At 34.1% G+C, this 23635-nt stretch carries 25 protein-coding genes; 20 read left to right on the top strand and 5 right to left on the bottom strand.

The annotated features are described in order from the left end of the window. Positions 1-12 precede the first annotated feature (12 nt). The 5 genes from C6H17_RS10665 (at position 13) to C6H17_RS10645 (ending at position 6898) form a co-directional block, all read left to right on the top strand. Entirely contained in the window at positions 13-753 is a 741-nt protein-coding gene (locus C6H17_RS10665) for a formyltransferase family protein (RefSeq protein ID WP_005218685.1), read from the top strand. 20 nt (positions 754-773) lie between these two features. After that, positions 774-1952 (top strand): cation:proton antiporter, encoded by a 1179-nt coding sequence (locus tag C6H17_RS10660; RefSeq protein ID WP_005218683.1) that lies wholly within the window; start codon positions 774-776, stop codon positions 1950-1952. A 310-nt stretch (positions 1953-2262) separates the two neighbouring features. Continuing rightward, on the top strand, positions 2263-4245 hold the full coding sequence (feoB, locus tag C6H17_RS10655) for a ferrous iron transport protein B (RefSeq protein WP_005218681.1): 1983 nt from the start codon (positions 2263-2265) through the stop codon (positions 4243-4245). A gap of 1 nt (position 4246) precedes the next feature. After that, a complete protein-coding gene (locus C6H17_RS10650; protein ID WP_020995861.1) occupies positions 4247-4840 on the top strand; it encodes a ribonuclease HII in 594 nt (197 codons plus the stop codon). Positions 4841-5413: 573 nt separating this feature from the next. After that, positions 5414-6898 carry a hypothetical protein gene (locus C6H17_RS10645; RefSeq protein WP_005218678.1) on the top strand — a complete coding sequence of 495 codons (1485 nt, stop codon included), beginning with the start codon at positions 5414-5416 and terminating at the stop codon, positions 6896-6898. Between the two features lie 171 nt (positions 6899-7069). On the opposite strand, the gene C6H17_RS10640 is transcribed toward C6H17_RS10645, so the two are convergent. Both C6H17_RS10640 and C6H17_RS10635 read right to left on the bottom strand, forming a co-directional pair. Next, positions 7070-7342: a hypothetical protein gene (locus C6H17_RS10640; RefSeq protein ID WP_005218676.1), complete on the bottom strand. Its 273-nt coding sequence runs from the start codon at positions 7340-7342 to the stop codon at positions 7070-7072. 10 nt (positions 7343-7352) lie between these two features. Then, positions 7353-7835, bottom strand: a complete 483-nt coding sequence (locus C6H17_RS10635; RefSeq protein ID WP_005218675.1) for a coiled-coil domain-containing protein — start codon at positions 7833-7835, stop codon at positions 7353-7355. A 73-nt stretch (positions 7836-7908) separates the two neighbouring features. Here C6H17_RS10635 and C6H17_RS10630 point away from each other — a divergent pair, with 73 nt between their 5' ends. The 6 genes from C6H17_RS10630 to C6H17_RS12340 all read left to right on the top strand — a co-directional run bounded on the left by C6H17_RS10630 (position 7909) and on the right by C6H17_RS12340 (position 13211). Then, on the top strand, positions 7909-8544 hold the full coding sequence (locus tag C6H17_RS10630) for a hypothetical protein (RefSeq protein WP_005218673.1): 636 nt from the start codon (positions 7909-7911) through the stop codon (positions 8542-8544). 337 nt (positions 8545-8881) lie between these two features. Next, a complete protein-coding gene (locus tag C6H17_RS10625) occupies positions 8882-11257 on the top strand; it encodes a hypothetical protein (RefSeq protein WP_005218672.1) in 2376 nt (791 codons plus the stop codon). Between the two features lie 106 nt (positions 11258-11363). Continuing rightward, positions 11364-11804 (top strand): D-Ala-D-Ala carboxypeptidase family metallohydrolase, encoded by a 441-nt coding sequence (locus C6H17_RS10620; protein WP_005218671.1) that lies wholly within the window; start codon positions 11364-11366, stop codon positions 11802-11804. A 150-nt stretch (positions 11805-11954) separates the two neighbouring features. Then, positions 11955-12182: a hypothetical protein gene (locus C6H17_RS10615; protein ID WP_020995862.1), complete on the top strand. Its 228-nt coding sequence runs from the start codon at positions 11955-11957 to the stop codon at positions 12180-12182. Between the two features lie 116 nt (positions 12183-12298). Next, positions 12299-12883, top strand: a complete 585-nt coding sequence (locus C6H17_RS10610; RefSeq protein WP_005218669.1) for a hypothetical protein — start codon at positions 12299-12301, stop codon at positions 12881-12883. A 121-nt stretch (positions 12884-13004) separates the two neighbouring features. Next, positions 13005-13211: a hypothetical protein gene (locus C6H17_RS12340; protein WP_148374304.1), complete on the top strand. Its 207-nt coding sequence runs from the start codon at positions 13005-13007 to the stop codon at positions 13209-13211. Between the two features lie 13 nt (positions 13212-13224). Here C6H17_RS12340 and C6H17_RS10605 read toward each other — a convergent pair whose 3' ends face one another. After that, complete coding sequence (locus C6H17_RS10605; RefSeq protein ID WP_005218668.1) at positions 13225-13509, bottom strand: virulence associated protein VapD; 285 nt, start codon at positions 13507-13509, stop codon at positions 13225-13227. A 97-nt stretch (positions 13510-13606) separates the two neighbouring features. Here C6H17_RS10605 and C6H17_RS10600 point away from each other — a divergent pair, with 97 nt between their 5' ends. The 4 genes from C6H17_RS10600 (at position 13607) to C6H17_RS10590 (ending at position 16819) form a co-directional block, all read left to right on the top strand. After that, entirely contained in the window at positions 13607-14413 is an 807-nt protein-coding gene (locus tag C6H17_RS10600) for a hypothetical protein (protein ID WP_005218667.1), read from the top strand. Between the two features lie 256 nt (positions 14414-14669). Next, positions 14670-14804, top strand: a complete 135-nt coding sequence (locus C6H17_RS13345) for a hypothetical protein (RefSeq protein WP_267892801.1) — start codon at positions 14670-14672, stop codon at positions 14802-14804. A gap of 38 nt (positions 14805-14842) precedes the next feature. Then, positions 14843-16513, top strand: coding sequence for a hypothetical protein (locus tag C6H17_RS10595; protein ID WP_005218666.1), 1671 nt, complete (start codon positions 14843-14845; stop codon positions 16511-16513). Between the two features lie 111 nt (positions 16514-16624). Next, positions 16625-16819, top strand: coding sequence for a hypothetical protein (locus C6H17_RS10590; protein WP_020995863.1), 195 nt, complete (start codon positions 16625-16627; stop codon positions 16817-16819). 2 nt (positions 16820-16821) lie between these two features. On the opposite strand, the gene C6H17_RS10585 is transcribed toward C6H17_RS10590, so the two are convergent. Then, entirely contained in the window at positions 16822-17103 is a 282-nt protein-coding gene (locus tag C6H17_RS10585; RefSeq protein ID WP_005218664.1) for a hypothetical protein, read from the bottom strand. Between the two features lie 3 nt (positions 17104-17106). Then, the gene (locus C6H17_RS10580; protein WP_005218663.1) at positions 17107-17634 is read right to left on the bottom strand and encodes a Panacea domain-containing protein; all 528 of its coding nucleotides are present in this window, start codon (positions 17632-17634) and stop codon (positions 17107-17109) included. A 119-nt stretch (positions 17635-17753) separates the two neighbouring features. Between C6H17_RS10580 and C6H17_RS10575 the strand changes: the two genes are divergently transcribed. The 5 genes from C6H17_RS10575 to C6H17_RS10560 all read left to right on the top strand — a co-directional run. Continuing rightward, on the top strand, positions 17754-19748 hold the full coding sequence (locus C6H17_RS10575) for a hypothetical protein (protein WP_005218662.1): 1995 nt from the start codon (positions 17754-17756) through the stop codon (positions 19746-19748). Between the two features lie 62 nt (positions 19749-19810). Next, complete coding sequence (locus C6H17_RS12335; protein ID WP_155243510.1) at positions 19811-19948, top strand: hypothetical protein; 138 nt, start codon at positions 19811-19813, stop codon at positions 19946-19948. Positions 19949-20096: 148 nt separating this feature from the next. Then, positions 20097-20675, top strand: a complete 579-nt coding sequence (locus tag C6H17_RS10570) for a hypothetical protein (protein ID WP_004089064.1) — start codon at positions 20097-20099, stop codon at positions 20673-20675. A 361-nt stretch (positions 20676-21036) separates the two neighbouring features. Continuing rightward, on the top strand, positions 21037-23208 hold the full coding sequence (locus tag C6H17_RS10565; protein ID WP_005218661.1) for a hypothetical protein: 2172 nt from the start codon (positions 21037-21039) through the stop codon (positions 23206-23208). Positions 23209-23419: 211 nt separating this feature from the next. After that, a partial coding sequence (locus C6H17_RS10560; RefSeq protein ID WP_158655021.1) for a hypothetical protein occupies positions 23420-23635 on the top strand: 216 nt, incomplete at its 3' end.

Below are 23635 nucleotides of genomic sequence, written 5' to 3'. Positions count from 1 at the left end.
AAAAGGAATTCTATGGGACAAACGATAAATGTAGTAATACTTGCAAGCGGAAATGGCACAAATATGGAGAATCTAGTCCTATCTCTGCATAATAAAACAATCACTCAAGCCATGCGACAAAATGGCGTGAATCTCACAAAGAATAGCACGACTAAAGACAAAGCGCCCCTGCAAACAAGCCCAAATGCCTTTATCATAAATAGTGAGACAATACAAGATTCTATGCTTGCTAAAGATCCCTTAATCAATGTTTTAAGCATTGTAAGTGATAATAAAGACGCACATGCTCTTCATCGTGCAAAAAGGCTTGGTCTGCCTACACAGATAATAGATAGCACAGATAAAAGCAGACAAGAATTTGATAAGGCTTTATTGCTATATTTAACGAGTCTGGAGAGAGAATATGGGCTTAATTGTATCTTGCTTGCTGGATTTATGCGGATTTTAGGAGCTGAATTTTTAGAGAGATTAAAGCATATAAGAATCCTTAATATCCATCCAAGCTTTTTACCATTACATAAAGGGCTAAATGGTATTGAAAAAAGCTATGCTGATAGTAATGACTTTGGCGGTGTCAGTGTGCATTTTGTAACAAAAGAGCTTGATTCTGGTATGATTATCTTGCAAGAAAAGATTCAAAAGATTCCAAATGAAAGCCTTGAAGACTTCACACAAAGAGTGCATGATGTGGAATATAGACTCTATCCACAAGCCTTTCTCAAGGCATTCGCTCAAGGCATACATAATGTTTAGATTCTAAGAAAAGTAAAGCTATGCACGAACAAGAGTTATCTACTTTTGCGGTTATTGCATTATTGATTGTAGCAGCACCTTATGTGAGTAGATTTACTCGCATTCCTGTTGCGGTTGTGGAGATTCTACTTGGTGCTTTTGCGTGCTATTTTGGAATCTTTAAAGGCAGTGAAACACTTAATGTAGTAGCACATGTAAGCTTTTTGTATCTCATGCTTTTAGCAGGTATGGAAGTGGATTTGCGTGGGTTTAGTCGGCTTGGCAAAGAGTTTTACAAAAAGGCATGTTTATATTTTATTATTCTGTATGCAGCAGCGGGAAGCATTGTCTTAATCTTTAATCTTGAGTGGATTTATATTGCTATTTTTCCTGTGATGAGTCTTGGCATGTTAGTAACGCTTATAAGGGATTATGGGAAAAATCGTGAGTGGCTAAATGTCGCCTTAAAAATAGGCATAGTCGGTGAACTCGTAAGCATTACTGCCCTTGTTGTGGTGCAGAATGGCTACGCACAAAATGTAGGCACAATCACTTCATGGACTTTTTATAAAGCCTTTGCTTTTTTAGCCCTTTTTGTTATAGCATTTCTCATTATCTTTCGTATAGGCAAAATTGTCTTTTGGTGGAAACCCGCTATAAAGCTATGGTTTATGCCGACAAATGATAGCAATAATCAAGACATTCGCTTTAGCTTTATGCTCTTTTTCATTCTCATTGGAATCACAACTTTCATGGATATTGAAGATGTGCTTGGTGCGTTTTTAGCGGGTATGGTGATAGCTACTTTTTTTGCCTATAAGCACGATATGGTGCATAAGCTTAATGATATAGGATTTGGATTCTTTGTGCCTTTATTTTTTGTATATGTTGGCTCGACGCTCAACCTTAAAGAGATTCTAAGCAATTACAATGTTATGTTACAGGGAATCTACATTGCCTTTGGTATGCTTGCCGTGCGATTACTTGCCGCAAATATTGCCTTTGGGTCGTATTTTAAAAGCATTAAAAATACTACACTTTTTGCCCTAAGTGATTGTATGCCGCTTACTTTTTTAGTCGCCATTGCAAAGCTTGGGCTAGATTTACACGCTATCACACAAGAGCAATATTATTCACTCATTATTGCAGCCACTTTTGAGGGAATCTTTTTTACGATTTTTATTAAGGTTATTTTTTATTCTGTGAGGGGCGGACGCTAGAAAATCTTATATATTACAGATTCTCATATATCTTATAATTGTGATAATACAAACTATTTATTAAGTTTTGCTTTTCACTATCTCATTATATTTTTCTACTAAATACTATAAAATATATAATAAATAAGCACTACAATCTATTTTTTATATAATATTCCTATCTTTTTATATATTTTAAACTTTTATTTTATAAAGATTCTCTCTTTGCCTGTGTCATAGGGCTTTATAGGTAAATATAAACTTCATATTTACAAGTTAAAATAAAAATTAATATTATTTTAATCACTCATTTTAGGAATGCTTATATAACATGAAAACACTCAAAGTCGTTTTAGTAGGGCAACCAAATGTCGGCAAAAGCTCATTAATCAACGCATTAAGCAATGCAAAAATGCGAGTGGGAAACTTTAGTGGCGTTACACTTGAAAAGGCAGAAGCTACACTAAACTACAAAGACTACACGATCACTATGATTGATTTACCCGGGACATATTCTCTAAATGGCTATACGACAGAAGAGAGAGTTTGCAAGGATTTTTTAGATAATGAGAGTTATGATATTATCCTAAATGTGCTTGATTCTACAAACCTAGAGCATAATCTCATCTTAACCTTGCAATTACAACAGCTAGATAAAGCAAAGCTAATCGCCCTAAACATGATTGATGAAGCTAAAATTGATGGCATAATGATTGACACAAAACAGCTAAGTCAAATGCTACATGTAAATGTATGCGAAGTGTCTTCTACAAAGAAGCAAAATCTAAATATCTTACTTGATACATTGATTGCCACACATGAATCTTATATGAAAACTAGAGATACAGAATCTATACAAAAAGATTCTAATAATATAAAATGGCACAATACACAAGAAGAGATACAAGAGCATAAACATAACAACATAGGCATTACAAGCACACTCGCACAAAATGCACAAGTTATAGTCAATCATATCCAAAAGGTTACAAAGCCTCGTGCCGCAGGGAGTGCTAAACTAGATTCTATTTTACTACATAGAATCTGGAGTATTCCTATTTTCTTACTTGCTATGTTTCTTGTATTTCAGCTTAGCTTTGTGCTTGGGGATTTTTTTAAGGAATTGATAGAATCTGGTATTGACACACTTGCGACTTTTACAAAAGATTCTATAACAAATGAGCTTTTAGCTTCACTCTTAGGTGATGGGATTATTAAAGGCGTTGGGGCAGTCCTTAGCTTTTTGCCCTTGATTGCTACTTTATTTTTGGGATTGAGCCTTTTAGAGAGTAGTGGCTATATGGCTAGAGTGGCGTTTATGCTTGATGGCTTGTTTTTTAAGTTTGGTCTGCATGGCAAGAGTTTTATCCCGCTTGTTATGGGCTTTGGTTGCTCTGTCCCTGCGTATATGGCGACACGAACTTTGCAGAATAAAAGGGATAAATTACTCACGCTTTTTATCATCGGCTTTATGAGTTGTAGTGCTAGATTGCCTATTTATTTGCTTTTTGTTGGTGCATTTTTCTCGGCAGAATACGCTGGAATTATACTTTTTGGAATCTATTTATGCGGTTTTATTATCGCTTTAATACTTGCTAAGATTCTAAGAATATTTGTATTTCGCGGGGAGAGTGAGCCTTTTGTCATGGAGATGCCCCGTTATAGAATCCCAACTCTTCGCGTAATATGGTTTAGCGTATGGGGTAAAAGCTATCTCTTTTTAAAGAAAGCTGGAAGCGTGATACTCATTGGGGCTATCCTTGTGTGGATACTTGCAAACTTTCCTAAAAGCACACTATTGCAAGAAGAATTTAATAGAGACATACAAGCACTAGAAACACAGAATCTAAGTGAGAGAGAGTTTGAAGAAAAGCAAAAAATATATGAAAACAACCTTTTAGAATCACAACTTGAATACAGCTTTGCAGGGCGACTAGGACATGCACTAGAGCCTGTATTTGCCCCGCTTGGATTTGACTGGCGATTATCTGTTGCACTTATCACAGGATTTTCCGCAAAAGAGATGGTGGTAACAACGCTTGGTGTGCTTTATGCGCTTGGTGAAGAGGCAGTCGATGATGATTTGAAAAATCAAAGTCTGCAAGAAGAGCTAAGGGCTAGTATCGACACAAAAGCTGCTGTTGCCTTTATCTTTTTTATCATGCTGTATATACCATGCTTTGCTGCGACTATCGCCTTTATTAATGAAAGCGGAAAGAAAATTTATGGAATCTATCTCTTTATTTTCACCACACTTGCCGCCTATACATTCGCATTTATCGGGCATGAAGTTACAGGTTTATTGGGCTATTAATATGGCTTTAATTTGTGGCATTGATGAAGCTGGTAGAGGCTGTGTAGCTGGTAGTCTATTTATCGCAAGTGTTATGCTTGATGAATGCTATTTTGAATCTTTTAAAAAGCTTGATATAAGAGATAGCAAACAACTCACACAGACACAAAGACAAGAAAGAGCAGATTCTATACAAGAGTTTTTGAGAGAGCATGGAGGTAGGGTAAAAATTGTAAGTTTTGATTCTGTAAATATTGATTCTAAAGGTTTAGGGCAATGTATGCAAATGGGCTTAAAAGAGCTTTTACTTCACGCAAAAAAACATCAATGTAAAAGTATTATATTTGATGGGAATACAAACTTTGGTGTGCAAGAAATTGACACGCTAATAAAGGGAGATAGCAAACATGTCCTAATCTCTGCGGCATCTATCCTTGCTAAAACAAATAAAGATTCTGAAATGCTTACTTTGCATGACTTGTATCCACAATATAATCTTAAAAGCAACAAAGGCTATCTCACAAAAGCCCATATAGAATCTATCGCTAAACATGGCTACAGCCCAATCCACCGCAAAAGCTATCATATTAAAGCTTTAGAATCTCGCTTATTTTAAATCTTTTTATTCTTAAGTTTATCTGCCTAGAGTTTAGTAAATGCTAGATTAAAAGTGAGTAATATTTTAGATTATGAGATACTGGGGCTAAAATAATGTCGGTCCTAAGACTTTGTGATATGATCTCTAGAGCCTAGCGATATAGTGAAACTATGGAGTAGATTTTGCGATAAAAATGACACGAAGACTTATGAGAATGTATTGTAGGGTATGCTACAATGAAAAAAGATACTCAATTTAGTAGTGTATGTTAGAAATACATTTTACATTGTAAGCCCAGAAATTGAAACAGAATTTCAAGCAGATTTGTGGCACAAGGCTACAAAGCATTTATAACAACAGAAATAATGGCTACAAAAAAATAATAAATTAGAATGCTTAGAAGTCATTGTCAATATACATGAGAATGCAGATCTTTTAGGAAAGGTTAAAGATGTTTCGACTTTGTCTCAACATGACAAGGAAAAAGTAAAACATGACAAAGCGATAATGACCACTATAAAAAAGGCTTAATCTGTTAAATGTATAATCAAGGTGAAAGCTTTATAGTTTATATTAAAGAAAGGATAGAAAATGTTTAGAGATGGCAACAATCAAGCACTGCAACTTGTTATGCAAGGTTATAGCGATAGCATTAGGGCAAAGACAAGTAATCAAGGTCTTGCAATGGCAAATGCCTTTAATCAAGGCTTAAGTAATGCAGTGCAAACACATGATAACCACGAACAAGCAATGCGTAATCGTGCTTTAACAGACGAGCAAATACAAACTGCAAAACATAACAATGCGTATCTAGCAGATACACATGATACAAGAGTGGCACAGACACACCAACAAGAGATGATGAATGATTTAGATATTAAGTTTAAAAGTGATACGCATGATTATAGAGTGGGGCAGGAACAACAGGCTGAAAGACAAATGAAACTTAATAATAACTATCAAGCAAAATTGAATGAAGAACAAAAATTAACAAGTGCTAGTAGAGTTAATGCAACTAATAACCAAAATTATGCGACTTCATCACAAGCAAAAACTAGTAAAAAATATAGTGATATGGAGAGAGCTAATTATGAGATAGAAAATGTTTATACAGATGGAAAAGGAAACTACTATTATAATTCAAAACGCACACAAGCAATGGATTCTGCAACTGCCGAAGCAAGAATGAAAAGAAATGCAGAAAAAGAGCAGAATAGAAGAGAATATCAAAACAGATTCACTAGTGATAATAGACAAGTGGTAGCAGGAAATCAAGCACAAGAAGCACAGAATACATTTAATATGAAAATGGGAGACCAGCAAAATAAAATGTATGATGAAGCAAAAACGTCTATTCAAGCGAGTGGGGATACTTATGATGACATTGTGTATAAACTTGGTGAAGCAGCTAGAAATAATGAATCTCAAATAACATTAAGAAATGGAACTAAAATGTCTGTTGAAATGGCAAGTATGTTAGGTAATGGAATGCTTAGGGGAAATGGCGGTGGTATTGGTGGGGTGAGTATAAACAATAAAAATGATATGACTTTTAGAGAACAAGTTGCTGACGCTGTTAAGATTTTTAGAGACGCTAATGCAACAGAAGAACAAAAAGAAAAGGCTAGAGCTACATTAGCTACCGAAAAAGACATTAAAGAATTATATAAAAAGGTAGGCGGTTATGCCTTAGCGGCAGAACAAATGCAACAAATTGCAGGGCAAGATAGGTTAAATACTTTTATTGGATTTTTAGGGCAGTATGTGGGCGGAGATAACGCAAAACAATATGGGGAATTAAGTGCAGCACAAAGCAATATCTTAACTTCTCTTGGCACAAGTGCTTTAAAGGGAACACTAAGCAATATGGATATGAATATCATTAGGAAACAAGTGAGTGATTTAAGAAAAAGTGGGGCATTTAATGAAGGTGTGTTAGTAAGTGCCTTAAATAAAATGATAAAAGATATTGAATATAGCACAGAGAATTTTGGTGGAGTGCAAATTCTTACGCCTATGGCTCAAGCACAATATAATAGCTTTGTTAAATTAAGACAAGCTCTTATAGAAAGATGATAAAATAGCATAAGCAAGAGTTTTGCTTATGCTCAACATGACAAAGGATTAACAAAGCAAACCATATTCTAATATTCGCATTATGGCTTTGTGAGTTTTAGCCTTTAAAATAGTAGCTATTTTAAAGGTTAATCTTATGAATGTATAATCAAAGATGAATATTTGTAAGAATTACTTACAAATACTTTGCCATTCATACTGCCTTGTATATTCATTATACACTTGTGCTTGATGACATGAAGTAGTGCCTAAAGGTAGGAGTTGTGGAGTCTGTAATGGCTCTATGCTTGGGGGGACAATAGGACATACTCTAGGATTGCATACAGGGCGGACTTCATAAGCATTGCTACATATTGCTTCTACATTACCATTTACACAAAGACAATCGCATTTTGCATACAATACACTAAACATAAACAGACTAGATAATATTGCTATTCTCATAAACACACCTTTAAAGCATTAATTTTAGCATACCTGCAATAAGAGCTAATGTAGCAAACTGCAAACCAAACACCCATTTTATAATATCTACCTTGCTTTTTGCTATATCGTCCTTTAACTCTGCTTTTAAGTTAGCATTATCTTGCTTTAATTCTGCTCTAAATTGCATAATTTTAGAATCCATTTTAGATAATTCTGCATGAACTTCTTCTCTTAACTCCGCTATGTCTTGTTTTAACTCACTTCTTAAATCTGCTATATCTTGTTTTAATTCGCTTCTTAACTCGGCAATTTCTGCTCTTACAAAGTCGTTTGTAGCAATATTACTTCTTATATCTTTTATCGCTTCTTGTTTAAGATTGTTTATATTTTGTGTGTCTTCACTTGCCTTATTACTTACAACTTCATCTAAAATATGTATAACACCTTCGCTTTTATCTTGGAATACTTCACGCACTAAAGCTTTAAAACTCTCATTAAAATTTACACTCATTTTTTTGCCTTACCGATATTTACACTCACTTTTATATATATTAGCATATCTTATTTTATAATGGGATAAAGCTATGACAAAAAGTGAAAAAGAACTTTTAAAAAAAGAAGTAAGAACATATTATGAAGCACATTATGAAGATATAAAGCAAGTAGCAAAGCTTTTTAAAGTCAATGAAAGGACTTTGTATAATTGGATACAAACAGAGAAGTGGGAAAAAGGAAAACTCGTTAAAAATACAGAGTTAAAGGCGATTACAAATAAGCTTTTAAATGATAAAGATGTATTAGATAATATAGGCATAGCAAAGAATGCAATAAAGCATAATATGCGTGAAAATATGCAAAATCTATATAGCATTTATGAAGAAAGAATACTTGATAATACTGCTGATGAATTGCTATTAAAAGCGATGAGTGAGACTTTTATACATACTCAAATCACAAAGACTGCATTAATAGCACAAAGTGAGTTTAACAGACTTGCAAGTCTTAGTGTGAAATCAAGTGTGCCTAATCCTAAAGTGATACAAGCTGCAAAAGATGTGGTAAGTATCTTTACTGATATGAAAAAGTGCTTATATCCTAACCAAGATAATACGCAGGTAAATATTAAGGCTATTTTGAATAATGGGGTTATTAGTAAAGAACAGATTGCAGGACTTACGGACGAGCAGATTAGGGAGTATCTAGGGAATGATAACTTATAGTGTAGATATTCGTCTTTGATTATACATTTAAGAGATTAAGGCTTTTTTATAGTAGTCATTACCGCTTAGGTAACTCCTACTATAAAAAAGCCTTAAAGCTCGTAAAGCCATAATGCAAATACTAGAATATGGATTGTTTCCACTTGTCATATTTTGAGTGCATGGCACGAAAAATCTTTACTTGCAAAAGGGCTAGATGTTTCGCTTCGCTCAACATGACAAGAGAAAAGAACATAACAAGGAAAAAAGGCAACATGACAATAAGGGGGGAATATGTAACAAGTATTAGGACTTTGCAAAATGTATAATCAAGTGTGAATCTACAAGAGGGTAAAACATGCTAAAAAAACAAGAAACCTACCGAAGCGAAGTTGAATTCATAGACAAAGACCATATCGCTAGTATGTTTATGGCAAATTGTGAGATGAATAATGTGTATGATGAGACTGCATATTATTTATTTATAGCAGAACAGGTTTTAGGCAAGGGTGATGACTACTTTAAAAATGAGTTAATACAAGCAAGTCTAGCAACAGAGAAAGAGATACAAAGGCAAATACAAGGGGTTTGGGTTTGGTTTTATAGTGCTCATCAAAAGTATAATGAAGCTACGAAACAATGGGAGTGGTATGACAATGTTAGCGAAGAAACAAAAAAAGAACGCATAAGACAAAGAGAAGAAAAAATCCAAGCAATCCATAACAATAGAGACAATATATACCAAAATTACCTAAAAAATTATAAAAAAAATAAAGTTTTAAGTGATTGGAAAAATATCGGTTATAAAAAGGTGTTTGATTCTACTCTCAAATACCAAAGCACATGGACTTATGATGATGTTTTAAGGTATTTTAAAACGCATGGATTCCCTATAAAACGACAGAGTGCAATAGAAGCCTTAGAAAGCAATCTTAATGTATGTAAAGTAAGGCATATATTACGAAATGATATAATGATTGATGAAGCGATATTACTTGCCCTGCTTGAAATGCAAGAGAGAAAAGACTGGTTTGAAGAAGTAGCAGAGGATAAGAAGTTTTGGCAGGCATTTATGCTTGTTGTAAGCATTATTGTAGCGATTGGGACTGCTTTTATCCCGGGCGGACAAGCTGTAACAGGCTGGTTACTCGTCGCACAGATTGTAGGGTATGTAGCAAGTGCTGCAAGTATGATACTATCAGTCTATAATATGATATCTTCAGCCATACAAGAAGAAGAAATGAAAGAGATAACGCAAAAAACAAATGATTTAATGCTAAGAAATATGCCTAAGAGTGCTAACTTTGTAGATACTGCTATAACTGACCCTTATTCTATGTATGCAAATGGTAGATTATGGAAAGAGGGGGCAGCAGGTAGAGAGAGATATGACCAAATGTTGCCGCATGAGCCTTATAGAGCATTAGATGATAAGTTTAAAGATAGCGATATGTATGATATATTAAATAATAAGAATGAAAAGAGTGCAGGAGGAGACCAATATCTAAGTAATCTATATAGTGATGCAAAATGGAGTAATCCTTCTAGCTTAAAAGCTGTATTAAATGGTGCTGTGCCTATATATCTAAGTATGCGGACTAAGATTGTAGAAGCGTGTTTTAAATGGCTATCTAAAAATGATTTAGGGACATATTATCTGTATGAGAATCACCCTGATGATGATGATGATGAGTATTTGAATAGATTCTCTAACATAGAGTTTGAGAATATAAATGATGTCATGGGATTTACTGCGATTGTATCGACTTATTATATGGAAGCAAAGACGAGTGATTTAGGACTAAGTGCTACTGACTTAGGAGGGCGACCATTAGAAAAAATACAAGTAGTTGTAGGCTGTATCCATAGCACAAAGACACAATGGGATAAAGATAATGATAACAAAACAGAGAAAAAGACACATAATATAACAGAACATGCAAATATTACGCTTGTAAAGAGTGAAAAGAAAACACTAAAAGGCAGTGATATACAACTCTTTTATATTCTCAGTGATACTAATACATATCATAGAAACATAAATAGGCTTTTTAAGAGTAGTGATAGATTCAGTGCTATGGATAACATACTATTACAAAAAAAGGGGGCAAATGCTTTTGTAAAGCATGGAAGAAGGATTGTAGATGTAAATAAAAGCTATGAATGTGAATATGAAGTATGGAATTATGGCGGAGTGGAAGTAAAATATTATAAGAGTATAAAAGAAGTAGGGACAAATAAGGCAGTAGGGATAAAGCAAACAGAGCCTATCGCACAGACTTATAAATGCTATAAATGGCTAGTAAGAGAAGAAGCAAAGGCTAGGATACGATTTAGGGCAAGGGGATATCCTGTTTCCTATACAGAGAAGATATTTATAACAGAAGAGTTAAAAACGCCTTGTGTGCCACATTTTGAAGCAATAGAGGGGGAAATTGTTATACCGCCTAGTTTTACTAATGGTAATAAAGAAATTATAGAAAAAGCAGTCGTAAGAACAGATGTATGCAGGTATTTTGACACAAAAACTCGTTTTGCATATATCGATGGGGAATATGGTGATGAGTTTATCATCATCGGCAGCAATAAAAAATTTTTTGTGGCAGTGGCTGATACACCAAGCAAGGACTATGTGGAAGTAACGATATATCATAAAGAAAAAGATAAGAGTAAAACGACTTACTTTGGAATAAGTCCATTTTTGAATGCAAAAAGGAATATAACGATGTTTTAACCGACATTTGAATTTATTTATAGCTTTGTTATGCTTTGTGTTTGGATTGCCACGACAATATACGAAGTGGAAATGCCAAAACTGAATTTTAATAAAGGAATGAGAAATGAAAGAGAACAAGTATTTTAAAGAATCTGAATTCAAATGCAAATGTGGTAAATGTGAGTTGCCAAAAGGTATGCCAACAGATGAGTTAATCGATACATTAGTAGAGATTAGAGAGCATTTTAACGCCCCTATTACTATAAATAGCGGTTATCGCTGTCCTACACATAATAAAAAGATAGGTGGAGCTTCAAAGTCAAGGCATATAGCAGGGGACGCTGTGGATTTTGTGGTAAAAGGCATTCCTACTAAAAAGGTATTCGAGCATGTATTAAAAACATATAATGACAAGCCTTTTGGGATTGCAATAAGCATAAATCCTAATGATGAGTTTAGGGGATTCGTGCATTTAGATACAAGGGGTTATAAGGCTAGATGGAGTTATAATAAAGCAGGTGAAGTGTATCTAGCAGAGATTAAAAAGGAACTCAATCTAGCTTAGTGTGTGATACTTTGAAACAACTTTACATATAGCTTCATGTTGGTTTAAGTCTTTTATTGCAAGTTAAGTTAAAATCAAGTAATATCCATGCAAAGAAAATAAAAGGCAGGTGTTCGCAAATGGATAAAGAAGCAATATTAAAGGTTGTTTGTGTCTAAGTTAGATGAGAAAAAGGCAAGGCTTGATGAATTGCGAGTGTATAGGAACTTCGCACTTACTTCGCTATTGGCAGTAGTAGGCTTTGTTTTTACTAAGATGACTGAACTTAATTTGTGGTTTTTAGGTTTATGTGCGTTTGGTGTTGTCTTGCTTGGAGTAGGTGTAATTGTGTTGCAAAGGAAAATACTAAAGATTATCAAAGAAATAGGGGAGCTGTAAATGGAAATATTAGCAAGTGGTGTTATTATATTTGGCTTACTTAGCTTTTTTACTGCGATTATGCTAGTAGTAAAAGATTAAAATATACAGAGTTTTTAAAATAAGAAAGGATAAATATGGCAAGTTTAACTGATTTAATCCAAAATATGATTCAAGCAAATGAAACTACACAGCAAGAATTGCAATCTACAAAGCAGGAATTCAAAGTTTTAAAAGCAGAAGTAGATGAGAAAATAAGTGATGAGAACATCTTAGATATTATGCACGAACAATTCATTAAAGATGAGTATTTCACAAGTGAGAGTTTCTATAATGATATAGGACAAGCCTTAATCAATAAATATGGCTTAGGCAATCTTATAAACTTAGATAGAAATCAAGTCAATGAAGCGGTAAAAGAGTATCTAGCAAAGAATCTAGACACAAAGGCGGTAACTGAATATATCATGCAAAATTATACAGGTGAAATACGAGATGCAATGATAAGAAGAATACGCATAGAGAGTAAAAGTATCCTTGATAATTATGACTTTTCATTGCAAGTATTGCCAAGACTTGAAGTATTGTTTAAAGAGTTTGTGAAAAACTATGAATTAACAAGCTATTTAATGAAAAGCACAGCACAGCTTTTTGTGGCACAAGAGAGTAATTTGGCGTTTATGTTGGAATATATAGTAGCTAAGGAATTTATACATAAGTAGTGCGTTGTCTTTTGGTCGCTTTTAAGCGATTCTGCATAAAAGTCTGCGGTCATGTATGTATAATACACTCCCTTGACTTTTATTTGAAAACACTTAAAATCGACTCAAAATACTTCCGCACATGGAATCTGCTTTTTGCGTTTTGTTTGCAAAAATCTTAAACGCAAGGCAAGTAGCTACAATTCGATTACCGCACGAGAGTCTGTTTTTATGGTTTGCAATACTTCCGCATATAGAATCTAACTTTGTGCAGATTCTAAAAGCCTTAAGGCGAATTCAAGTTATAATGCAAATGCTAGAATATGGGGGTTTGCGTGTTTATCTTTAATTGCAAATTCATTCTAACCTTTAACAATCTCGGTAAAGTCCGACCAATCCTCTACTTTAAACGCCCTTATATCACGCACAGATTGCTTAAACCATTTAATATTTTGCAGTCTATTGATTGCTTTATACACACTTGCTAGAGTGTTTTTCTCACTTACACTCATGTATAAACTGCCTTGCGTCCATTCAAAACCTAATGCTTCTAACTCTTGCCTTATCTCATCATAGGCTTTGTTGTAAGGCTCACCATAATGCTTTTTTAAGTCATCAATCTTTAAATCAAATGCAATAGCATACATTGTTGTCCTTTTTTCTTTTGTGTAATTTTAGCCGACATTTTTTAATCATTGCAAATTATGTATAATCTTGTTTATTTTGATATTAAAGGAATGAAATATGCCACCTATAATAAAACCTGTTTCTGTCCCTGTCTTACAAAAAACTTATATAAATAAACAAGCAGCCGCACAAGCATTGCAAAGACACGACCCGCTTGGATTGGGATTAGGGCAGACACAACAAGTAATGCAACAAACAAAAGATTTAGCCAAACAAGGACACAATGTAGCAAATAGTGTTAAAGATATAGGAGCAATGGCAGATACATTGGACGATGTAGCAGATGTTGGAAAAGTTTCTAAGCTATCTCAAGGTTTAGATAAGGTAGGCAAGTTTGCCGCACCCGTTCAGGCTTTAACAAGTGTCGCTGGTTTAGGTATGGATATATACAATACTATAGAAGCAAACAAGCAGATGAAAGAACAAATGGATTTAGCTAAAAAGAATTTTAACTTAGAGTTAGAAAAACAACAAAAACATGAACTAGCAAATAATCAATTAGCCGCAAGTATTGATAAGGCTTGGGGCGGTAGTGGTGAAGTAGCCCCTACGATAGATTACTCACAATATGCAAGTTATGACATGAAACAAAATAGCATGGGAGCTATCAAAAATGAGTTAGGCGGAAATGGCTTAATCTTTGGTGGTGCTGGAAAAGGGCAAGTTATGGGTGCTAACTCAAATGCGAATGCAAGAAGTATAGACTCCACGCAAACTCCAAACACAGATAATACAGAATTAGGAGGTAGTGGAAATATGCCTACACTCTCACTTGGTGGTGCTGGTGGTATGCCTGTGGGACATAGTGAGAGTATAGATACTGATAATAACGACTATGAAGAAGATGGCACAGAGGCTTCTTAATGTGCGACAATCTTAGCGGACACTTTTCGTATTGAGTTATCAATTTTTGCTTCGGTCATGTATTATATATACACTCCCTCGCAAAAATCTCAACAACATTGAAAATTGCCACAGCTCATATTGCCGCATATAGAATCTACTTTGTGCGAGTGTGGATTGCCACGACTTACTTTGCAAATCTTAGTGTTATAGATGTTTCGCCTTCGGCTCAACATGACAAGAAAGGGTAACATAACAACAGAGAAAGGAAAATGGAATGCAAGGTATAAAGCCTTGCAAAAAGGAAACTAGCTTTTTAAGGTTGCATTATGGCTTAATAGTTTTAAGGCTTTTTTATAGTAGGAGTTACCTAAGCGGTAATGACTACTATAAAAAAGCCTTAATCTCTTAAATGTATAATCAAGGTGAAAGCTTTTAAAAGGTAAAGAAATGAATGCAAATGAAACACACGATAAATTACTCCAAAGTCTTAAAGAATCTCTCAATCTCTTACAAGAAAGCTATGATGAGTTTTTAGAAGCAAAAGAGTATTATGAGGGTAATCAATTACCCGATTATATTAAAAGCATACTCGCAAGTAGGGGACAGCCTATACTCTTTGAAAATATGTATGCTTTAATAGGCGAAAAGCTTTTAGGTTATAAGCTGAATGCTTCAACAGAGATGAATGCAGTAGGCTTTCAAAAGAAAGATAGAGAAAAAGCACAGATTCTAACAAATATATTAAAAAGCATAACACAAACAAAGGATTATCAAATCAATAAGCAAAAATGCGATTTAGACTTAATGTGTGGAATATGTGCTGCTGAAGTATGGCTTAGTGAGAGTGAAATAGATAATGATTTAAAAATAACAATTAAGCATATACCAATAAATGCTTTATATATTGACCCTTATTCACAAAAAGAAGATGGAAGCGATTGTAAATACTATCATAAAGTGCTATATAACGATAAAGATGATATGATAGAGTTATATGGAAAAAGAGAATATGATATTATAAATAATGTAGGCATGAATGCTTACAGAGAAAGGGTAAGATACTTTGAAAGCTTTGTGCTAAATCCTAAGACAAGGAAATATGATAGGTTTATATGGGATAAAACAGGCATTATGCAGACTGATACAAGCATATTTGACTTAAGACATTGCCCTATTGTGATAAGAAAGCTATATGTAGATTCTGCAAATGCCTTTTATGGAATCTTTAGGAATGTAAAGCCACACCAAGACTATGTAAATTTTGCAGAAAATAGAATGGCAAATATGCTAGGCTCTCAAAAGATACTCTATGAGATGAGTGCTGTGGATAATGCTGAAGAGTTCAGTAAGCATGTAAGCTTAGATAATGCTGTTGTAGGTGTGCGAGATGGGGCATTAAGTAGCTCTAAAATACAATTTCAAAATCACTCAAATGATGTAGCAAGTCTTAGCTCAAAGAGTAATGAACACAGACAAATAGCAAGAATGCAGGCAGGTTTTAATGATGAAGCCTTAGGACAGGTAACAAGTCGTGCTAGTGGTGTAGTCGTGCAACAAAGAACAAATGCAGGGCTTATGGGGATACAGAGATTTTTAACTGCGAGTGATTTATTTGATAAAAGCGTGTTTTCTGTATGTTTAGAGTATATTACTAAATACTTTGATAAGGCACAAGTCTTTAGGATTGTAGAAGAAGATACATTTGAGAATTACTTTGAAATCAATACAAATGATACAAATAAAATAGAGATAGGAAGCTATGATATAGTCATAGAAACTAAGGCTAAGAATAACTCTACAAGAGAAGAGAGATTTAGTCAATGGGTAGAACTCATTAAGAGTGGATTTGTGCCACAAGAAGCTATGAATGATATATTACCTTTAGTATTAGATGATTCAGATTCTAGCGTGAGTGCTAAGGTGAGAAAGGTATTAGCTCAAAAAGCAGAAGAAGCACAAAATAATCCTATGGCTAAGCAAATGCAGCAATTACAAATGCAAATGCAGCAATTACAATTACAAGTCTTAAATGCGACTGCTAAAGAGAAAGAAGCTAAGGCTATGAAGTATGAGGCTCAAGCTAAGGCAGATGATATAAAGCTACCTAAGGGGGGATAAGTAGGGGAAATGTGTATTTTTTGGCATTAACTTGACTTTGAAGGACAAAATATTGACATTTAAGGTCGATATTGATAGCATTAAAGAATTTTGTTTTTAGGAATTGATAGTATGAGTGAAAAATTTTTACTGCCAACATGCGATATAGATGATAGTGTATTTTGCGACGAGATTGATTGCGGTAACCTTGAATCTACAGGAGATGTTACATTGAATGCTAGAGATACAGAAGTTACATATACGCAAACAGAAAAAGAAGAGTTTTTGCAAAAGTTAGGAATTTCTGCGAAAGACTTTTTTGAGTAATCTTAAAAGTTTCTAGCAGTATCGCAATGTTTCACAACCAATTTGCATAAAAATGGTTCAATATTTACTCTATCATCGTCCAAAATATTATAAAACTCATCGTCAATCTTTGATATAGCCCCAAGCAACATATCTTTTGTAAGTTTGTCGCTAAGATTGCATATATTTGTGAAAGCCTTATCTAATAAATATCGTTTCGCATACAGCATTCTTTCCTGTGTTTCATTCATATTGTAGTGAATAACTAAATCTCTCAAAATAAAGATTACTATATCAATTGACATATACTATCTCTCTGTATATAGTCTATCTAAATCTTGTTTAATTTGTTCTACAAAAAAGCTTTTCATTAGCTCGTTATCTATAACATTATTTTTGTTTAGCTCATAAGTATTTAACCAAGTCGGTTCTTCGTGTGTTTTATCTCTTAGTGTATTTGCACTTAATCCTCCATAACGCTTAAATGTCATTTTAATAATGAATTTCTCATTATCATCCAATTGTAAATCATTCTCATTTATTTTGTCTGCGAGTGGCATTAAATCATTTTTGTGATATGGCTTGAATATATGATATAAATCATTAACAACGGGACCATGCCGCCATGCTTCAACACTTTGTGTAAAAAGCGGTTTATTAAAATATGCTAAATATAATCCTTGTGCATAATAGACTAGCTTTTGTAATTTTAAATGTGTAATCATGTCTGCCTCTGTTTGAAACCTGCTGTCTTTATCGTCCTCACTAGATATTTTCTCATATCGTCTTTTATTTAGTAACAAAAAATAGTTTGCAACATTTACAACATTTGCCATAACTCATCCTTTATGTCCTACAAGCAGTAAAGCTTCTTTAATATTATAAAACAAATATCGTCAAGTTTTAACCGATATTTGTTTTTAATGCGTTTTTCTCTACAATATGGCATTTTATTATGGGAGAAACTATAATGCCTACACAAAATACACAAACACCACAAGACCAAACACAGATACAAACTCAAGCACAACAAGTAACGCCACAAGTGCCACAAACTACACCACAAGCACAAAATCAAGTGGCAGATAAAACAACAGGCGATACTTATGTAACAGAGAAAAATCTAGCAGATATTCTTAAGAAGTTAAATCAAAGCTTAGGCGATGAAGCCCTAAAAGAGATTATCGAACAGCAAAAAGAAGCCCTAGAGCAATTAAACAAAGAGTTTGCAGAACAATTAAAAGAGAAAAATGACAAGATTGCAGAGTTAGAAAAGCAGATTAATGATTTATTATTAAATCAGCCTGTAAATCCTAATGACCCAACACTTGCAGCTACTTTAGTGGATTTAAAAAAGCAGATTGACACATTAAGACAAGAAGCTGCCGCTGAAGCTTTAGAACAAGATAAGATTAAAGCGGATTTAGAAGCAAATAGCAATGAAGATATTGTAACTAAGCAAGAATTAGAAGCTATTAAAAAGCAGATTGAAGGTTTAGAGAATGGCTTAAGCCCTGATTTTATCTTAAATGATATATTAAAAGACCCTATAAAAGCACAAGAGATTATAAAAGAGATTCTAAAAAATCCGCATAACTTCCCCCCTTTTAACTTAAACCCACTAGTAGATGCAAATAGTGATATATTCGCACAAGTAAGAGAGACACTCAATACTTCAAGGGAGCTTTTAAGGCTTTTAGCTACACTTGATTATGTGAATAATGACTTTCAAGGTGATGTGAATAAGTTTAAAGAAGAGTTAAAACAAGCCTTGCAAGAGATTTTAGATAAAAGAGATGAAGCCCTAAAGCAATTTGAAACTATTATTACTGCTTTAGAGACTGAAGTAAAAGATATAAAAGCGATTATGCAGACACTCACACAAGAGAGAGAAAAATATGAGCTTTTAAAGCAAGAGACAGAATATTATTATAATGAAACCTTTGCATTATATGCTTTATGTGATGATTATGCTACTTTATGTGCTAACTTAAAGAATGATTGTATCACTTTGCGTGATGATATGAAAGCAATACAGATAGATATTGACGCTATCAAAGAAGAAGCAAGAAATTATAGAGACCAAGTAGAGTTTTGGCATACAAGCCTTGTAAATATGGGCTATGATAGATTGGTGGCTAAAGTCAATCAATTAGAAGCTATCATTAATGCTATGGGGGAAGCTAAAAAGCAAGAAATGCTAGAAGCTATTACGCTATTAGGGGATAGATATAAGGCTGAATTAAAAGAAATATTGCTAGATTATAGGGCATTACTATCTGGCGACTTTAAAAGTTATACTGCTGAAATGGAATCTCTCTCAAAAGAGATTATAGAATTAATAGATGATAAGAAGCTTGAAGCCTTAGATGAAATTAACATTACGACTTTATCAAGTCTTGCGAGTTTAAATAGTGCTAAACAGATAGCAGTTGATTTGATTAAACATGTAACAGATGAAGGTATAGAAGAATTAACACAGCATAAGGCTGATTATATTGTAGAATTACAAGATACTAAAACAGATTCTATAAATAGCATTAATGAAGCATTTGCTGGGGCTGGTAAAACATTTATGGCTGAAATGGCAAGGCTTAATGCTGAAATATTAGGCATTAAAGGTGAGTTAATAGCTTTTGGTAAAGATTTTAGGACAGAACACTTAACTGCTAGTCAAACTTGGACTGCACCACAAGGGGCAAAAAGGAATTATCTCATATTCTTACAAGGGGGAAGTGGGTATGATAACTCTGCTGATAATGGGGGTATTACTAGCTTTGGGGATTTAAAAAGCGTTCAAGGGGGACTTGGCTCTACTGCTGGTAGGGGAAGTAATGGGGAGTGTGCATTTTTTGCTGCATGTTTAGATGGGGGGACTAGTGTGAATGTAACGATTGGGGGTGGAAGAAGTAGTGGGTTTGTGAGTATTAGTTATTCTGTGAATAACTAGCTTTTTATGGGTGCGTTGTCTTTTGGTCGCTTTTGTTTGATTCTGCGTAAAAGTCTGCGGTCATGTATTATATATACACTCCCTTGACTTTTACTCGAAAACAAACAAAATCGACTCAAAATACTGCCGCACAGAGAGTTGGCTTTGTGCTTGTCATTTTTGCAAGTGTGGGTGAAAGCCTTGCAAGTAAGCAAAACTAGATTTTTAAGGTTGCATTATGGCTTTAATAGTTTTAAGCCTTTTTTATAGTGGGAGTTACCTTAAGCGGTAATGACTACTATAAAAAGGCTTAATCTCTTAAATGTATAATCAAAGTGAAATCTCTAACAAGAAAGGTTTAATAAGAAAATGGAAGTCTTTACCCTATTACTCGAAATCCGCTCAAGGCTGCATGATGAATCTATGCAAAAGTGGAATGATACAGAAATACTAGACTGCCTTAACCTTAGCTATGTGAATCTAGCAAGGGTGTTACGACTATTTTTACAACAAAAAGAATATAAGGTAGAAAAAGACTTTATACAAGACTTGCCTACAAACTTTTTAGATGTAAAGAATGTAATAAGAAACAAAAAAGAGATACCAATACTTAGGGCATATCAAGCAAAGCATATAACAAGTGGTGAGTATGTGAGTATTAGTAATGATAAGATTGTGTTTAATCATGCTGGGGATTATGTAATGACTTATTATTGTTATTACAAGATTGTAGATAAGCATGATAGCTTTAATCTGCCACTTATTGCTAATAATGCTTTATTGTTTTATGCAATGTATTTATTATTGCAAAAAAAGCCTAGTCAAAATGCTTTGCAAGAAGTGGGATTTTATAGGGGATTGTATGAGAGTGAGATTAGGGAATTGCAGAGAGATATTTATCGAACGCATGAGAGTAGAATGCTTACTAGTCAATATATTCTCATTTGATTATATATTTAAGAAATTAAAAACAGCCATTGGAATTTATAGTGAAAAAATGATGTATAATTAGAGTGTCCCTTTAAGCGACCAACTTAAAGGGATAGTTTTACTTACTTTCTAGCGGTAAGTTAGAAAGGAGGTAACAATCAATGGGATTGATTAGGCTTATTATACTATTAATTATAATTATTTTAGCATTAGCTAAACCGATTTATTAATATATAGACTAGTTAATTTACTTTTTGTTACATGCTAGAGGTAACAGAGAGGAGGCATTGTTTGATACCACTTTCTTACCCTCTTAACCGACATTTATTCTTTAGCTATTTTTGTATAGTATTTGTTTAAAAATACACAAGGATAAAATATGAATAAAATTCAAGTCTCAACTATTGCTAAACCAAGAGATGAATATACAAGTCAGTTTAAACCAAACACAGAGATAAAGACAGAATGGATACCAAAAAAGCCTAGTGTCTTTAAAACTTTAAAGTTTGAAAATGAGAGTGTAAATCCTAGTGATTATTATGCCCCTGTATGTAAAAGCTATACTGAAAATGGCATATTTCAAGCTGGAGATAATGGCTGTGTAGTCTTTGTGCTATGTGTTGGGGGACATGGGTATGGGACTGATACAAAAGGCTTTGGCGGTGCGTTTCCTGTAGCTTTTACCAATCCTGTTGGTGGGTGGCAGATACGAACAAACGCAAGTCATGGGGTAGGCAATGGTGTAAATCATAAGTTTGAAGCACATAATAAAAGCTCAACACAAAATAACTACATACACAATCCCCCTGTAAGTGTTGCTAGTCCTTCTACCTTTGGAAGCTATCTTAGCTCTAATGCTGGATTGAGTATAGAAGCAAATACAATAACAAATAAGCAGATTTATAGACAATGGCTCTGCACTGGGTGGGACGGCTGGTGGGCAATAGGGGATAGATATAAAAGGTCATATTGGGCGAATGAAACACAAAATGTAAAACTCTCTAGTGGGGCGTATGATGGGGATTTGTTAGGCACAAGTGGCGAGATTAAATTTGGCGTATTTAAACTTAATCCTAATGAAGTAGTAAATATATCTGTTGGGGAAGGCTTTGTAAAAGGGCATGTAGATATAGTGTATTTTGAATTAAGAAATGGCAATGATGAAGCTATCACTAAACCAAGTCAGCCTAATGATGTAACTGCTGGTATTCCTTTACCTGCACCTACTCCACCACAAGTAACACCAACACCGCCACCGCCATTGCCTTTAACTTTGGGGATAAAACCTGATAAGCTAGAATTAGAAGTAGGGGCTACACAAACAATAGAGATTATCACAAATGCTACAAGTTATACAAGCAATATGCAAGATGATACTATTGCAAGTTTCAATGAAGCTACAAAAGAAATCACTGCAAAGATTCAAGGTGATACTATGCTAACTATTGAGGGCATAAGGGATAATGAGAGTATAAGAAGGGCGGTAGCAATAAAAGTGATTGAAAAACAAGTAATAATCAATCCTACACCGCCAACTACCACACCACCACAAAACACACCTAAGAGTATAAATTTCACAAGTCTTTTACCTAACTTGCAAACAATGAATACAGAACAATTAGCTTATATGTATGTTATAGGCTTTGTATGGCAGGAATTATTTAAAATCGCACAAAATGATAATAATATGACTTTGCTGCATACAACTATCACTGAAAAGAGAAAGAAAGAATTGCAAGATTTATATGATACACAAAGAATAAACTACGCACAAAAGCAAACGCTAATAGGTTATGCCCCTGTTGGCTATCAAATACTCTCTACACATATAAGTGCTTATCCATTCTTACAAAGCAAAGATGAAGCACATTTGCAAACACTAGAGAGTCTTATTATCGAAAAAGAGAGTGTAGAACAAGGCATGACTTTTACGCATGTTTTTAGCGAAGCAGTGGAAAATATGAGTAATGCTGATTTTACAGATAATTTAGAAGTATGGATTAAAGAAGCACAAGGGGTTATAACAAGGACAAGGCTTGAAGACCCTATAAATCAAACACCACAAGGGCTAGACTCTTTAAATGTAGTTTTCTCTAAGAATCCAAATAGCTATATTGCAAGGAATGAAACAAGCGATGAGTTAAAGGTAGATAGATTTAATTGTGTTTGGGAAGACCCGCTAGAGACTGATTATATACATGAATTGTTTTGGTTTATTGTATATGATGAAGCTAAAGTAGGTTTTGATATGCAAAAGGTAAAAGAAACATGGATAACACAAAAAAATCATGCTGGAGATAGCAATATATCCAATACACCTGAAAAAAGACAAAATTTTATCAATGTAGGAAATAATATTCAAGTAGGGGCAATAGGGCAGATATTTAGAAAAGCCTACTTTACTGATATGAAAGATGAGTTATTTGAAGCTTATGATGTAGCACCTTATAAGATGAAGCTAAAAGAGAGTATCTATCAGTTAAGTAAAGAAGACTTGCTAGAGTTATTTACTAGGGCGTGTCAAAAGGTGTATGCGATAAGTAAAACTTAGTGTGGCAATCTTGGCGGACACTTTTAAGGGAATTTTCACTTTTTGTTTCGGTCATGTATTATATATACACTCCCTCACAAAAAGCTTAATAACCCTTAAAATTGTCTCGCAATATTGCCACACATAGTATTACTTGATGTGGATAATAACCGACATATATTTAATTCTTAACATCTGCTATTCTCATGCAAATACTTAAAAAAGGCATTGCATGGGATACATACTCACACCAACACAAGCAGAAAATGATAATAAACTCATTAACAATACACTTGAAAGCTTAAAGACCACAAACCTTTTAAAACAATCACAAGATACTACCATTAATCCTAATCTAAGCACACAGAATACACAAACAACACAATTACCACCAAAATTGCCACAGGGTAAAATCCCACAAAATATAGCAGATTCCACAAAAAATACA

The sequence above is a fragment of the Helicobacter rappini genome (assembly GCF_900198625.1).
Lineage (GTDB): Bacteria > Campylobacterota > Campylobacteria > Campylobacterales > Helicobacteraceae > Helicobacter_A > Helicobacter_A rappini.
Note: the sequence above shows the minus strand (reverse complement) of the source record. Positions and strands in the feature narration are given on the sequence as shown.

Bases quoted from the DNA above. Each gene is read 5' to 3' on its own strand.
- C6H17_RS10595 (WP_005218666.1), top strand. From the start codon at position 14,843: ATGAATGCAAATGAAACACACGATAAATTACTCCAAAGTCTTAAAGAA.
- C6H17_RS10600 (WP_005218667.1), top strand. From the start codon at position 13,607: ATGCCACCTATAATAAAACCTGTTTCTGTCCCTGTCTTACAAAAAACT.
- feoB (WP_005218681.1), top strand. From the start codon at position 2,263: ATGAAAACACTCAAAGTCGTTTTAGTAGGGCAACCAAATGTCGGCAAA.
- C6H17_RS10605 (WP_005218668.1), bottom strand. From the start codon at position 13,509: ATGTATGCTATTGCATTTGATTTAAAGATTGATGACTTAAAAAAGCAT.
- C6H17_RS13345 (WP_267892801.1), top strand. From the start codon at position 14,670: ATGCAAGGTATAAAGCCTTGCAAAAAGGAAACTAGCTTTTTAAGGTTG.
- C6H17_RS10645 (WP_005218678.1), top strand. From the start codon at position 5,414: ATGTTTAGAGATGGCAACAATCAAGCACTGCAACTTGTTATGCAAGGT.
- C6H17_RS10625 (WP_005218672.1), top strand. From the start codon at position 8,882: ATGCTAAAAAAACAAGAAACCTACCGAAGCGAAGTTGAATTCATAGAC.
- C6H17_RS10565 (WP_005218661.1), top strand. From the start codon at position 21,037: ATGAATAAAATTCAAGTCTCAACTATTGCTAAACCAAGAGATGAATAT.
- C6H17_RS10620 (WP_005218671.1), top strand. From the start codon at position 11,364: ATGAAAGAGAACAAGTATTTTAAAGAATCTGAATTCAAATGCAAATGT.
- C6H17_RS12335 (WP_155243510.1), top strand. From the start codon at position 19,811: ATGTATTATATATACACTCCCTTGACTTTTACTCGAAAACAAACAAAA.
- C6H17_RS10580 (WP_005218663.1), bottom strand. From the start codon at position 17,634: ATGGCAAATGTTGTAAATGTTGCAAACTATTTTTTGTTACTAAATAAA.
- C6H17_RS10650 (WP_020995861.1), top strand. From the start codon at position 4,247: ATGGCTTTAATTTGTGGCATTGATGAAGCTGGTAGAGGCTGTGTAGCT.
- C6H17_RS12340 (WP_148374304.1), top strand. From the start codon at position 13,005: ATGGAATCTGCTTTTTGCGTTTTGTTTGCAAAAATCTTAAACGCAAGG.
- C6H17_RS10640 (WP_005218676.1), bottom strand. From the start codon at position 7,342: ATGAGAATAGCAATATTATCTAGTCTGTTTATGTTTAGTGTATTGTAT.
- C6H17_RS10610 (WP_005218669.1), top strand. From the start codon at position 12,299: ATGGCAAGTTTAACTGATTTAATCCAAAATATGATTCAAGCAAATGAA.
- C6H17_RS10630 (WP_005218673.1), top strand. From the start codon at position 7,909: ATGACAAAAAGTGAAAAAGAACTTTTAAAAAAAGAAGTAAGAACATAT.
- C6H17_RS10665 (WP_005218685.1), top strand. From the start codon at position 13: ATGGGACAAACGATAAATGTAGTAATACTTGCAAGCGGAAATGGCACA.
- C6H17_RS10590 (WP_020995863.1), top strand. From the start codon at position 16,625: ATGAGTGAAAAATTTTTACTGCCAACATGCGATATAGATGATAGTGTA.
- C6H17_RS10635 (WP_005218675.1), bottom strand. From the start codon at position 7,835: ATGAGTGTAAATTTTAATGAGAGTTTTAAAGCTTTAGTGCGTGAAGTA.
- C6H17_RS10575 (WP_005218662.1), top strand. From the start codon at position 17,754: ATGGGAGAAACTATAATGCCTACACAAAATACACAAACACCACAAGAC.
- C6H17_RS10660 (WP_005218683.1), top strand. From the start codon at position 774: ATGCACGAACAAGAGTTATCTACTTTTGCGGTTATTGCATTATTGATT.
- C6H17_RS10570 (WP_004089064.1), top strand. From the start codon at position 20,097: ATGGAAGTCTTTACCCTATTACTCGAAATCCGCTCAAGGCTGCATGAT.
- C6H17_RS10585 (WP_005218664.1), bottom strand. From the start codon at position 17,103: ATGTCAATTGATATAGTAATCTTTATTTTGAGAGATTTAGTTATTCAC.